Origin of the sequence: Streptomyces tendae (genome assembly GCF_014650435.1) — a bacterium.
Classification (GTDB): Bacteria; Actinomycetota; Actinomycetes; order Streptomycetales; family Streptomycetaceae; genus Streptomyces; species Streptomyces tendae.
This window is the reverse complement of the sequence record NZ_BMUY01000004.1, coordinates 170,686-184,756: the sequence shown is the minus strand read 5'-3', so window position 1 is coordinate 184,756 and position 14,071 is coordinate 170,686. Positions and strand designations below refer to the sequence as shown.

Below are 14,071 nucleotides of genomic sequence, written 5' to 3'. Positions count from 1 at the left end.
CTTCCCGGAGCAGAGGGGCGCCGCAGTGACCAGGCTCCTTCACCGGCGCAGCCGGCCATCGGTACGACAGAGGGAGGGGCCGTGGGGCGACCGCTACTGTTCCTGGACGTGGACGGGCCCCTCAACCCGTACGCGGCCAAGCCCCACAAGCGACCGCCCGGGTACACCACCCTCCGAGTGCCCTGGGACGGCCTGGCCCGTGAGGGACACCGGTCTCCTCTGGTGCCCCGCCGCCCCCTGCGGGTCTGGCTCGATCCGCGGCACGGGGCGGAACTGCTCCGGCTCGACTACGAACTGTGCTGGGCCACCACGTGGATGGCGGACGCCAACCGCTGGATCGCCCCGGTCGTCGGCCTCCCCGAACTCCCGTTCGTCGACTTCGCGGACGCCCTGCTCCAGGACCGCCCCGACGGGATCCACTGGAAGACCGCTCCGCTGGTGGAGTACGCCGACGGACGCCCCTTCGCCTGGGTGGACGACGAACAGGGCGACCCCGACCGGGCCTACGTGACCGCCCATCACCGAGCGCCCGGACTTCTGCATCACGTCAATCCCCGGATCGGGCTGCGCGACGACGACTTCCGGGCGCTCGCCGACTTCGCCCGCGGCTGCCCGACGCCGGAGCGAGGGATGCGGGAAGGGCAGCGGGAAGGCGGCCTCAGTCCTCGATCCAGCCGTGGCCCTCGCTGAACTTCAGGAGCGCGCCGCGGATGGTGAGGATCTGCTCCGCGGTCAGCTGCGGACTGGCGGTCAGCAGCAGTTCCGTGACGTCACGCCGGTACTCGTCCGAACTCAGCACATCGCACAGCGGTTGCCCGTTCTCGTCGGACATCGCCACCCTGGGCGCTGCCTCCTGGTGGCGCCGCGCGGGCTTGTGCCGCTCTCCCTCGGGGAGCCGGATGCCCGAGGCCTTCAGCCCTCGCTCACCGCTCTCCACCTCGAACTCCACGACCAGCCCGGAGCGCACGTACTCCTCGGGAATGAGCAGATCGTTCACGTGCAGGAAGATGTCCTCGCCGCCGTCTTCCGGCGCGATGAACCCGTAGCCCCGCGTACTGTCGAAACGCACCACACGACCCGCGACCATGCGGACCCCCAGCCTCTGAAAACCACACCCGTCCGGAGCCCTTCCCCGGAGCCGTGTGCATGCTATCGGGTGCCGTCCGCCAGGTGGCCGGCACATCGCACCGTGCCGTCGCAAGGAGCCGCCGGCGCCGCGGCGTACCGAAGTTACCGGCGCGACACGTCTTGACCCCCATGATCGCCTCGGCTTACCGTTCCCGCGTTTGCACCGGATTGAAACGATTCAATCAAGGAATTCCTCTCCGAACCCTGGGGCGCACTCATGCACGAACTCGTCTCGCAGCGTGGCGGGATGTCCCGACGCGCGGTGCTTGCCGCCGCCGTGGCCGCGGGGGTGACCGCCACCGCGGTCGCCGCCCCGCCCGGCGCCGCCGCGCTTCCCACCGGCCCCGCCGCCGGCCGGGCCGACGGATCCGCCCGGTGGTTCACCGACCCCGCCCGGTCGGTGCGCCCGAAGTTCCGCTGGTGGTGGCCGGACGGTCTGGTCGACCCCGACGAGGTGGCCCGCGAGATCGACCAGATCGCGGACGCCGGTTTCGGCGGAGCCGAGATCGCCGCCGTCCACCACAGCATCCGGGACAAGTCGCTCCTGGACACCGCCCACCACGGCTGGGGCAGCAGACCCTGGCGCGACGGCGTCGAGGCCGCCCTGCGCCGGGCCGTGCGACGCGGCCTGACCGTCGACCTCACCCTGGGCCCGAGCTGGCCCGTGGCCGTCCCCGGAGTCACTCCCGACGACGAGGCCGCCGCCCAGGAACTCGCCCACGGGCACACCGCACTGGCCGCCGGGGCCACGTACCGCGGACCCGTGCCCGCACCCGTCCACGACGCGGCGTCCGGCGTCCGCGCCCAGCGCCTCCTCGCGGTCCAGGCCGCCCGCGTCGACCCCGCCAACTCCACCCGCAAGGAGACCGGCCTCGACCCCGACAGCGTCCGCGACCTCACGGACACCGTCACCGACGACGGCCTGACCTGGACGGCACCCGCGGACGGCGAGTGGATGCTGATCTCCTACTGGCAGCGGGGCTCCGGACAACAGCCGGAATCGGGGCCGCACTCCGCACCGGCCGCCTTCGTGGTGGACCACCTGAGCGCGGCGGGCACCACCGCCGTCACCGATTACTGGGAACGGCACGTCCTCACCGGTTCACTGCGACGCCTGCTCAAGGCCGCGGGCGGTGCCTTCTTCGAGGACTCGGTGGAACTCGAGTCCGAGGGACTGGTCTGGACGGCGCGCCTGCCCGAGGCATTCGAGCGGCGCACGGGACGACCACTGCTGCCCTGCCTGCCCGCCCTCGTCCTCGACGACAGCGACCAGGTGTTCGCCTTCGAGGCCCAGCAGACCCGGCAGATCCGGCACGACTTCTGGGCCACGGTCTCCGACCTGTTCAACCGGCACCATGTGGGCGCCCTGAAGGACTGGGCGCACTCCCTCGGCATGACCCTGCGTGCCCAGCCGTACGGCCTGCAGACCGACGCCATCGCCACCGCGGCGATCCTCGACATCGCGGAGGGGGAGTCCCTCGGCTTCAAGAACCTGGACGACTACCGGTGCCTGGCCGGCGGCCGCGACATGGCCGGGCACACCGTGCTCTCCTGCGAGGCGGGTGCGTACAACGGCTCGGCCTACAGCACCACATGGGACCGCGTGCTGCGCACCATGGGCGGCGCCTATGCGGCGGGCGTCAACCAGACGGTGATGCACGGCTTCTCGTACGCGAGTGCCCCGGAGGCCGAGTGGCCCGGCTTCGCCGCGTTCAGCCCCTACAACGGAGCACCGGGATACGGCGAGTCGTGGGGGCCGCGGCAGCCTACCTGGCGGCATGCCAGGGACATCGCCGGCTACCTCGGCCGCGTGCACGCCGTCCTGCAGTCGGGCACCGCCCGCGCGGACGTCGCCGTCTTCCGGCAGACCGGCTACACGGCCACGGGCATCGGCGCGTCCTGGTTCACCTCGACCGGTGTCCCGCTCGGCTGGACGCACCAGTTCCTCAGCGGCCCGCTCCTCGACCTGCCGAACGCGACCGTCTCCGGCGGCCGGCTCGCCCCCGAAGGACCGGCCTACAAGGCGCTCTTCGTCGAGGGCGACTTCTTCTACGGTTCCGCCCCGACCCTCGCCCTCGACGACGCTCGCAGGATCCTCGGATTCGCGCAGGCCGGGCTGCCCGTGGTGCTCCTGGGCGCCTTCGACCAGGCGCTGACCCCGGGCGTGCCGGCGGCCGGTGAGACCGAGCGGCTGCGCGACGTCCTCGACCGCCTGATGGCGCTGCCGGGCGTCGTCCGGGTCACCGAGAAGACCGCGGTCGGCGACGCCCTCGCCGAACTCGGCGTCACCCCGGACGTACGGCACTCCGTACCCTCGACACTCCTGAATGCCCACCGGGCGACGTCGGACGCGGACTACTACTACCTGGTCAACGGCAAGCACGCCGAGACCGTCAAACCGCCCGTGGCCGCGATCGACCACGACGTCACACTGCGCCGCACGCGAGGCGGCGACGCGGTGCCCTATCTCCTCGACCCCTGGACGGGCCGGGTGGTACGGGTGGGCCGGTACACCCAGGACGGCCGGGACGTGACCTTCCGGGTCGCCCTGCGACCGGGCCAGACGCTCGTCGTCGCGCTGGGACGGCCGGGACTCCTCGGCGACCGGCACGGCAACCGCCCGCACGCCCTCTCCTCGGAGGCCGACGAGGTGCTGTTCACCGAACGCGGCCTCACCGTACGGGCCGCCGCGGCCGGCACCTACCGCACGCGGCTGTCTCAGGGGCGGACCGTCACCACCACCCTTCCCGCGGTCCCCGGCCCGATCGAACCGGCCCGCTGGCGCGTCGAGGTCGAGGACTGGCGTCCCGGTGACCGCCCGACCCGCACCGAGACGGAACGCCGCACCCTGACGCTCGACACCCTGCTGCCCTGGTCGAGCATCCCGGAACTGGAGGACTGCGCGGGCATCGGCCGCTACCGCACCACGGTCACTCTCCCCGGCGACTGGAGCGCGGCCCACGGAGCACTCCTGGAGCTGGGGCAGGTGGCCGACACCTTCCGGGTGCGCGTCAACGGCCGCGACGCGGACCCGGTCGACCGGCTCGACCCCGTCGTCGACGTGGGCCCGCTGCTGCGCAGGGGCGCGAACACCATCGAGATCGAGGTCGCGACGCCCCTCGTCAACCGGCTCCGGGTGAGCCGCCCGGAGGTCTTCGGCGGGCTCACTCGCCAGGAGTACGGGCTGGTGGGGCCGGTCCGGCTGGTCCCGTACGCGCAGCGGACGGTCTGACTCCGACTGGATTGAACGATTCAAAATGGTGCGGACGGTGCCGAGGCCCGTCCGCACCGAGTCGTGCCCGCTCCGCGCCCGCCGACTTGTGTTTCCAAGGGACTTATGAGGCGTCAGTCGGTTCTTGTGAGAACCCTTGACGCTCCTGGTGGTGCCACTTAGCGTCTCCGTCGAATCGAGTAAAACGATTCAATCGAAGGGAGCTGAGCCCCGCACCATGCCCGCACCGCACAGCAGACCCGTCCCCTCCCGACGCCAGGTCCTGTTCACCGCGTCGGCCGCCGCGGCCGCCACCGCGATCCCGGCCGCACCCGCCGGGGCGGCGGCCCCCACCGCACCCGCGGCCCCGGCGTCGTCGACCACCGCCGCGGCACCCGGGCCGACGGACGGCACGCGGCGCCCACGCCCCGCGCTGGACGCCTTCCCGCTCTCGGCCGTCCGCCTCCTCGACAGCCCCTTCCGCGCCAACATGCGGCGCACCTGCGCGTACCTCCTCTTCGTGGACCCCGACCGGCTGCTGCACACCTTCCGGCTCAACGTCGGCCTGCCCTCCTCGGCCGAACCCTGCGGCGGCTGGGAGGCGCCCGACGTCCAACTGCGCGGCCACACCACCGGACACCTCCTCAGCGCCCTGGCCCAGGCCCACGCGAGTACCGGCGAGCGTGCCTACGCGGACCGGGCCCGGCTGCTCGTCTCGGCACTGGCCGAGTGCCAGCGGGCGGCGCCGGCGGCCGGGTTCCACCGCGGCTACCTCTCCGCGTTCCCCGAGTCCGTCTTCGACCAGCTGGAGGCCGGTGGGAAGCCCTGGGCTCCCTACTACACCCTGCACAAGATCATGGCCGGTCTCCTGGACCAGTACCGGCTCAGCGGGAACCGGGAGGCGTTCGACGTCCTGCTGGAGATGGCCGCCTGGGCCGAGGCCCGTACGGCCCCGCTCTCGCGCGAGCGGATGCAGAGCGTGCTCAAGGTCGAGTTCGGCGGCATGAACGACGTCCTCGCCCGGCTCCACCTGGAGACCGGCGACCCGGTGCACCTGCGCACCGCCCGCCGCTTCGACCACGACGAGCTGTACACACCGCTCGCCGCGGGCCGCGACGAACTCGCCGGGCGGCACGCCAACACCGAGATCGCCAAGGTGGTCGGTGCCGTACCGGCCTACGAGGCCACCGGCGACCGGCGCTACCTGGACATCGCCGACACCTTCTGGACCACGGTCGTACGCCACCACTCGTACGCCATCGGCGGCAACTCCAACCAGGAACTCTTCGGACCGCCGGACGAGATCGCGAGCCGGCTCTCGGAGGTCACCTGCGAGAACTGCAACAGCTACAACATGCTCAAGCTCGGCCGGGACCTCTTCCGCCACGACCCCGAACGCACCGAGTACCTGGACCACTACGAGTGGACGCTGTACAACCAGATGCTCGCCGAGCAGGACCCCGACTCGGCGCACGGCTTCGTCACCTACTACACCGGGCTGTGGGCGGGCTCGCGGCGCGAACCGAAGGGCGGCCTCGGCTCGGCACCCGGCAGCTACAGCGGGGACTACGACAACTTCTCCTGCGACCACGGCACGGGCCTGGAGACGCACACCAAGTTCGCCGACACCGTCTACTTCCGCACCCCCGGCACCCGCAGGCCCGCGCTCCACGTCAACCTGTTCATCCCCTCCGAAGTGCGCTGGGACGAACTGGGCGTGACACTCCGCCAGGAGACCGACATGCCCACCGGCGACCGCACCCGCCTGACCGTCACCGGGGGAGAGGCCCGGTTCTCGCTGCGGATCCGCGTGCCCGGCTGGCTGGCGGCGAGCGATCGCCACGCCGAGCTGACGGTGAACGGCAGACGCACCGGCGGACGCCTCGAACCGGGCACCTACGCGACGGTGACACGTCGCTGGCGGACCGGGGACCGCGTCGAACTGGTCCTGCCCCGCACTCCCGTCTGGCGCCCGGCTCCCGACAATCCGCAGGTCAAGAGCGTGTCGTACGGTCCGCTCGTCCTGGCGGGCGGCTACGGGGACACACCGCTCGCCACGCTGCCCGCCATCCGCCCCGAGACGCTGCGCCGCACGCCGGGCGAGGCCACCCGGTTCACGGCCCTGGCGGACGGCCGGCAGGTCCCCCTCCGCCCCTTCCACGAGATCCACCACCAGCGCTACAACGTGTACTGGTCCGTCGCACCGCCGCCCGCACCCCCCGGGGACGTGGCCCGCTACCCCCTCGACGAAGGGGGCGGCACCTCGGTGACCGACCGCACGGGGGCGTTCACCGACGGCTCCCTCGCCGGTGGCGCCACCTGGAGCACCGACGGCGACACGACCGCGGTGACGCTCGACGGGCGCGACGGCCACGTCGTCCTGCCCGCCGGACTGCCCAGCGGACTGGCGGAGTTGACCGTGTCCGTCCGGGTCCGCGTCGACACCCTCGCCCCCTCCGTCCGCGTCTTCGACCTGGGCTACAGCAAGGACACGTACCTCTTCCTCACCGCGACCACGGGCGCCGGGAAGGCCCGCGCCGCCCTGAAGATCGCCGGAATGGAGGCCGAGGACTTCGTCGACGCCGCCGGACCGCTGCCCGTCGGCCGATGGACGCACGTGGCGCTCACCCTCGCCGGGGGCACCGGTGTGCTCTACGTCGACGGAACCGAAGCCGGGCGGAACCCGGCGATGGTCGCCGGTCCCCTCCTGCTCGGCCGGACCAGCCGGAACTACCTGGGCCGGTCCCAGAACAGCACCCACCCGTACCTGCACGGCGCCGTCCGCGACTTCCGGCTGCACAACCGCGCCCTCACCGCCGACCAGGTACGGCAGCTGGCCCAGGGCTGACCACCACCGCGGCCCTCCGCACCACCCCACCACCCGGGAGCACAGCCATGCCCGAACACCCCCTGTCCAGACGCCGTTTCGTGGCGGCGGCCGGTGCCACCGGCGCCCTGGTCGCCGTCGGTCTGCCCGACGCCGCCCACGCCGCCGGTCCAGCGGCCGACCCGGCCCGCCACGAGTGCGACGCCTGGTCCGCCCGGCACTTCGCCGACCCGCGCCACGACAGCCGCCCCACCGTCTACTGGTACTGGAACGGCCCGGTCACGCCCGAACTGGTGGACCGCCAGCTCGCGGACCTCAGGTCCAAGGGCATGTACGAGGTGATCCTCTTCTCCTTCGACAACGCCGAGATGACGCCGGTGTTCTTCACCGAGGAGTGGTTCGACATCGTCGGCCACGTCCTGCGCACCGCCGAACGCACCGGAATGCGCGTCTGGTTGTTCAACGACGACCACTTCCCCAGCGGGCGGGCCGGCGAGTTCATCGTCAAGGGCGGACGGGTCGGCACCCGCACCTACGCCCCCCGGCCCGAGCTGCGGCTGAAGGCGCTCGCCCGCTCCACCACCGTGGTGCGCGGGCCCGCGTCGATCGACCTCCGGCACAGCACCGGCCTCGGCGTGGACGCGGGACGGCTCGTCGCGGACGCAGCGGTGCTCGACGGCGCCGCCGTCCTGCGGGACAGCACGGGGTGGGGCGAGTGCACCGTCACCGGCAGCGCGAAGGCCGAGCACGGAGCGGCCGGACTCCTCGTACGGGCCTCGGCCGACGGGCGCACCGGATACGCCGTCGCCTTCGACCAGACCGGCGTGGTCACCGTGGAGCGGCTGACCGACGGTGCCGAACCGGCCCAACTGCTGCGCAGCACCCGCACCGACGGCTTCAACAAGACCAAGTTCCACACCCTCCGGGTCGCCCTCCGCGCCGACGGCCTCTCCGTCACCCTCGACGGCAAGGACAAGGGCACCCTGGAGGACCTGACCGAGCGGACGGGCGGAGTCGGCGTGCGCGCCGTCGGCGACCAGCGCGCGGTGTGGGAGAGCCTCACCGTCGAGGCGGCCGACGGCACCAGCCTGTACACCGGCTCCTTCGACCGCTCCGCCGCCGCGGGCGACTTCCCCGAACGCGCGCTGCCGGCCGCGGGGTTCACCGTCACGGCCGCCGCCGCCCGGCCCACGACGGCCACCGCCGCCACCGACGTCGTGGATCTGACCGACCGCCTCACCGGCGGCCACACCTGGCAGGTCCCGGCGGGGGAGTGGCAGGTCGACCTCTTCGGCGGCGTGCTCCTCGCCGACGACAGCCAGGGCTACAGCCGCAGCTACGTCGACCTGCTCGACGACGAACCCGTCGAGCTGTTCCTGGACATCCTCCCCGGCGAGTACCACCGCAGGTTCGGGCGCTACTTCGGCACGGTCGTCCCCGGTTTCTGGGACGACGAGCCGTTCTTCGCCTCGGCCGAGGCCCACTTCAAGCGCCTGCCGTGGTCACCCGCCCTCGACCGCGCCCTGCGCACCGTCGGCGTCACCCCCGGCACCGCCTACTCCGCCGCGTTCGACGACCTCGGCCGCTCCGGCCGCATCGCCCGCGGGAACTACTGGAAGGCCGTCTCCGACCGCTTCGCCACCGCCTTCCGCAAGCAGGCCCAGTGGTACGAGAAGCGCGGCGTCGCCCTGATCACCAACCCGCTCTACGACGAGACCGCCCCCGCCAAGCGCATCGCCTCCACCGGCGACCTGCACAAGGTCAACCAGTGGGCCCAGGTGCCCGGCGGCGACATCATCACCGCCGAGTACGTGGCGGGCGAGCCCACCATGATCCCGCGCAACCCGGTGTCCGTGGCCCACCAGATGGGCCGCGAGCGGGCCCTGCTGGAGATGTTCGGCAACATGGGCTGGCAGGTCACCCCGGGCTTCGTGCACGCCACCGTCGGCGCGCAGGCCGCCCGCGGCGTCAATCTGACGGTGCTGCACGCCCTGTGGACCGACGAGAGCCGCGTGTACTTCCCACCGCCGTTCGGCCCGCGCGCCCCCTGGTGGTGGGCCATGCGGCCGCTCGCCGAGTGGATCGGCCGGGTCATGGAGGCCGGCCGCGGCACCTCCGCCGCCCGCACCGCGCTGCTGCAGCCGCAGCGGGCCGCCGAGCAGTGGACCGGCACGGACCGGCAGCCGGACGTGGACACCCCGCTCGCCGAGGCGGCCTACGCCCTGGAACGCGCCCAGGTGGACTTCGACCTGCTGCACGAGGGCGCCCTGACCCGGGACCCCGCGCTGCTGGCCCACGCCGAGGTGCGCAAGGGACGCCTGGTCGTCGGGGCGGCCGCCTACGATCTCGTCGTGATCCCGCGGACACCGGTCCTGGACGCCGACGGGGTGCGCGTGCTGCGCGAGTTCGTCCGGGCCGGCGGCACCGTGATCGCGGTGGGGGCGCTCGACACCGAGGAGGCCGACGGCGGCGACCGCACCCTCGCCCACGCACTCTCCGACCTGTTCGGCGACCGGGTTCCGGCGCGCCGCTCCCTGGGCCGCGGACACGCCGTCCGGGTCGCGGACACCGGGGCACTGGGAGCCGCCGCCGTCGAGTCCGGCACCGCGGCCGCCGTCCTGGACCCGGCCCAGGACGCCGTGCGGGTACTGCGGGTGCGCCGGGGCCCCGACATCGTCTTCCTGATCAACAACGAGAGCGGCGCGCAGGTGCGCACGGTAGCGGCGCTCCCGGCCACCGGCCTGCCCGAGACCTGGGATCCCGCGACCGGCACCGGCGGACCCTTGCCCGTGTACCGGGCCACGAAGGACGGCGTACGGGTGCCGCTGGACCTGGAGCCCTACCGGACCGCCGTGGTCGTGGTCCGCGGCGGCCGGGGCGACCGGCCCCACCTCACCGAATCGACCGTGCCCGTCCGGTCCGTGGAGCGCCACGGGCCCGTGCTCCGCGCCACGGTGGAGGCCCCGGCGGCCGGAACGCACCGACTCTCCGGCGTCGACGGCGGCCACCGCTACCACGGCACCGTGCGTATCGACGACCCGCTCGCCCCGCTCCCGGTGGACGGCGACTGGACCCTCACCTTCGAACGCGAGGGCGCCGAACCCGTCACCGGACCGCTGGGGAGCTGGACGGAGCACGACGAGCTGTTCTCCGGCAGCGGCACGTACACCACCGACATCGATGTCGACGCCGCCCGGCTGCACGGCCGCCGCGTCCTGCTGGACCTCGGGGACGTCCGCGACGTCGCGGAGGTGTCCGTCAACGGCACGGCGCTGCCGCCGCTGCTGTGGGCGCCGTTCGTGGCCGACGTCACCGGGCACCTCGGGGCAGGGCGCAACACGCTGCGGGTCCGGGTCGCCAACACGCTGTCCAACGAACGCAAGAAGCCACTGCCGTCCGGCCTGCTCGGCCCCGTGACCCTGCGCTTCCGGCGCCGGACCACCGTCGAACTGCGCCGCGTCTGAACCAGCCCCCGGCCCCCCTCCGCCTCCCTTCTCCCAGCCCGCCCTGCGCCCTGCCCGATCCCCCCGCGCCATGTGCGAACCACCCCACCATGTCCGTACCAGCCCGCCCGGCAAGGAGCCGCCATGCCCGGAACGAACCCGCTCGGCAGACACCGAACCGCTGCCGCCCTCGCCGGTGTCACCGCCTTCGTCACCCTGCTGGCCGGCGCGGTCACCGCCGACGCCGCGACCACCGGCGCCACAGCCCCGACCGAGCTGCGCACCCAGCATCTGACCGAGGCCCTCGGCATCGACGACACCACCCCCGAACTCAGCTGGCAGACCACCGCCGACGCCCCGAGCACGCGCCAGACCGCCTACCGTGTCCAGGCCGCCAGCTCCCTCCAGCGGCTCCGGGCCTCCCGACCCGACCTGTGGGACTCCGGGAAGGTGGAGTCGTCGGTGCCCGGGACGACGTACGCCGGGAAGGACCTGGGCTCCCGGGCCAAGGTGTACTGGCGCGTCATGCTCTGGTCCGGCGACGGGAAGCGGCACAGCGGCTGGAGCACCACCGCCGCCTTCGAGACCGGCCTGACCCGTCAGTCGGACTGGGACGCGCAGTGGATCACCCACCCCGACTGGCGGCTGAGCGAGAGGACCGTCGAACCGGTCGTCGTCCGCCTGCCCCGCACCACCGCCCGCTTCGTACGACTGGACGTCACCCGGCTCGGCCTGCCACTCGCCGAGTCCTTCCCGGCCCGCACCTGGCGCCTCCAGCTCGGTGAGATCGACGTCCGCGACTCCGGCACCGCCACCACCGGCCTGGCCCGCGGCGCCGCGGTCACCGCGTCCGAGAGCAACACCGTGCGCAAGACCTGGGAACCCGCCCTCGCCGTCGACGGCCTGCCCAACAGCGCCCTGCAGACCGCGGCGGGCTACGCGAGCGCCGCGCACACCGGTCCGGACGTCTCCGACGCGCCGATCACCCTCACCCTCGACCTGAAGACCGCGAAGACCTTCGACGAGGTGGCGCTCTACCCCCGCGCCGACGTCCTGACCGACGACGGCCGGATCCCCGGCCTCCCCGTCGACTACACGGTCTCCGCCGCCGACAGCCCCGAAGGACCCGCCACACGGCTCGCCGAGGTCACCGGCCAACGGCAGCCCACCCCCTACCTGCCCGCCGGACTGCCTCTGCTCACCGACGACTTCACCCTGCCGAAACGGGTCCGCAGCGCCCGCCTCTACATCGCGGGACTGGGCGTCTACGAGGCGACCGTCAACGGCGAACCGGTGGGCGACGGGGTCCTTGAGCCGGCCAACACGGACTACGCCGAACGCGTCCAGTACGCCACCTACGACGTCACCGACCAACTGCGCACCGGCGCCAACACCCTCGGCGTCGGCCTCGGCAACGGCATGTCCAACGTCGTCAGCACCGCCGACCGCTACCGCAAGCTCTACGGCAACCTCAGCGACCCCAAACTGATCGCCCGCCTGGAGGTGACGCTGGCCGACGGCCGGGTGCGCACGATCACCAGCGGCGACGACTGGCGCACCACGCTGGGCCCGACCACCGCCTCCAACTGGTACGGCGGCGAGGACTACGACGCCCGCCGCGAGATCCCGCGGTGGGACCGGCCCTCCGGCGACCGACGCGGCTGGCGGCACGCGGTCGAGGTGGCGGGCCCCGGCACCGCCGGCCGGCCCGCCCTGCTCAGCGCCCGTGAGACCGAGCCGATCCGCGTCGTGGAGACCCTGAAGGGCAAGGAGGTCGACGGCGCCGAGGGCAGCCGCGTCTTCGACCTGGGCCGCAACATCGCGGGCTGGCCGGAGATCACCGTCAGCGCGCCGAAGGGCACCCCGATTCGCGTCTACCCGGCCGAGAGCCTCAAGGACGGCCACGCCTTCCAGTCCATCAGCAACGTCGGCGCGCCCCTCTGGGACAGCTACACCACCGGCGGCCGGGACGCCGAGACCTGGCACCCCCGCTTCAGCTATCACGGCTTCCGCTACCTGGAACTGCGGGGCGTGCCCGAGAACGCGACGGTGAGCGTCCGAGGACACGTCCTGCGCACCGACAACACCTCGGCCGGCGACTTCACCAGCTCCGACCCACTGATCAACGGCATCCACTCGCTGATCCGCCGCTCCATCGAGGGCAACATGATGAGCGTGCTCACCGACTGCCCGAGCCGCGAGAAGCTGGGCTGGCTCGAACAGAACCAGCTCGTCTTCCCCGCCCTCGCGGGCAACTACGACATGCGGTCCTACCTCCGCAAGATCGTCCGGGACATGGCCGACGCGCAGACGACCGACGGGCTGGTGCCGAGCACCGTCCCGGAGTACACCAGCCTCCCGGGCGCCTACCGCAACGACGCCAACTGGGGCGGCGCCTTCGTCCTCGTCCCCTGGCAGCTCTACCTCACCTACGGAGACCGCCAGACCCTGGAGACGTACTACCCGGACATGCGGCGCTACGCCGCCTTCCTGGAGACCCAGGTCGCCGACGGCATCCTCGACTACGGCCTGGGCGACTGGTTCACCCCGGACCGGACCTTCCCCCGCGCGGTGGCGGGCACGTACGGGTACTGGCGGGTGGTCGACACCCTGGGCCGCATCGCCTCGCTCCTCGGCGACACCGCCGCGGCCGACGAGTACCGCGCCAAGGCCGCCGCGAGCGTCGCGGCGCTGACGGCCAAGTACTACGACACCGCCACCGGCACCTTCGGCGGCGGCGGACACGGCGCCGAGGCACTCGCCCTCGACATGGGCGCCTACCCGCAGGGCGAGCGGGACCGCCTGCTCGCCCACTTCACCGGCGCCATCGAGGACGCCGGAAACCACCTGGTCCTGGGCGAGATCTCGCTGCCCGCCGCCTTCCGGGTGCTGAGCGGCGCGGACCGCGACGACCTCGTGCACGCCATCGCCACGCAGACGACCAGCCCCAGTTACGGCTACCAGGTGCTCGCCGGCAACACCACCCTGGGCGAGTCCTGGGACGGCGGACCCGGCCAGTCCCAGAACCACTTCATGCTCGGCGCGATCGACTCCTGGTTCACCACCCGCGTCGCGGGCATCGCCCAGACCGATGACTCCGTCGGTTACGCCGAGCTCCTCGTCGACCCGGCGGTGGAGGGCGACATGACCTCTGCGGCGGGCTCCTACCGGACCCCGTACGGCGTGGCACGCACCGACTGGGAACGTGCGGACGACCGCTTCCGCCTCACCGTGGACGTCCCCGCCGGCAGCACCGCGGAGGTGCACGTACCGGTCGACGGCAGCCGTGCGCAGGCACCCGACGGGGCACGGCTGCTGCGCCTGACGGGAGACGAGGCCGTGTACGAGGTCGGCTCGGGCCACTGGACCTTCCGGTCGACCATGGCCCGCGAACGCTAGGACGCGGAGCCGGGCGGGGCGGGGCGGCCGACCGTAGGTCGCGCTCGCCCCGCCCGGCATGTC

The 14,071-nt window shown here is 72.9% G+C and carries 6 protein-coding genes; 5 read left to right on the top strand and 1 reads right to left on the bottom strand.

Annotated elements, in window-relative coordinates; all coding sequences use genetic code 11:
• The first annotated feature begins 81 nt into the window (after positions 1-81).
• Complete coding sequence (locus IE258_RS12890) at positions 82-690, top strand: HAD domain-containing protein (protein WP_229892089.1); 609 nt, start codon at positions 82-84, stop codon at positions 688-690.
• Here IE258_RS12890 and IE258_RS12885 read toward each other — a convergent pair.
• Entirely contained in the window at positions 659-1,087 is a 429-nt protein-coding gene (locus IE258_RS12885) for a cold-shock protein (protein ID WP_189742937.1), read from the bottom strand. The two genes, IE258_RS12890 and IE258_RS12885, sit on opposite strands and share 32 nt — an antisense overlap.
• A 258-nt stretch (positions 1,088-1,345) precedes the next feature.
• On the opposite strand from IE258_RS12885, the gene IE258_RS12880 reads away from it, so the two are divergent.
• The 4 genes from IE258_RS12880 to IE258_RS12865 all read left to right on the top strand — a co-directional run bounded on the left by IE258_RS12880 (position 1,346) and on the right by IE258_RS12865 (position 14,008).
• Complete coding sequence (locus IE258_RS12880; protein ID WP_189742935.1) at positions 1,346-4,360, top strand: glycosyl hydrolase; 3,015 nt, start codon at positions 1,346-1,348, stop codon at positions 4,358-4,360.
• Positions 4,361-4,577: 217 nt separating this feature from the next.
• A complete protein-coding gene (locus IE258_RS12875; protein ID WP_189742933.1) occupies positions 4,578-7,187 on the top strand; it encodes a glycoside hydrolase family 127 protein in 2,610 nt (869 codons plus the stop codon).
• A 47-nt stretch (positions 7,188-7,234) separates the two neighbouring features.
• The gene (locus IE258_RS12870) at positions 7,235-10,630 is read left to right on the top strand and encodes a glycosylhydrolase-like jelly roll fold domain-containing protein (RefSeq protein WP_189742931.1); all 3,396 of its coding nucleotides are present in this window, start codon (positions 7,235-7,237) and stop codon (positions 10,628-10,630) included.
• Between the two features lie 123 nt (positions 10,631-10,753).
• Positions 10,754-14,008: a family 78 glycoside hydrolase catalytic domain gene (locus IE258_RS12865; protein WP_189742929.1), complete on the top strand. Its 3,255-nt coding sequence runs from the start codon at positions 10,754-10,756 to the stop codon at positions 14,006-14,008.
• The last annotated feature ends 63 nt before the right edge of the window (positions 14,009-14,071 follow it).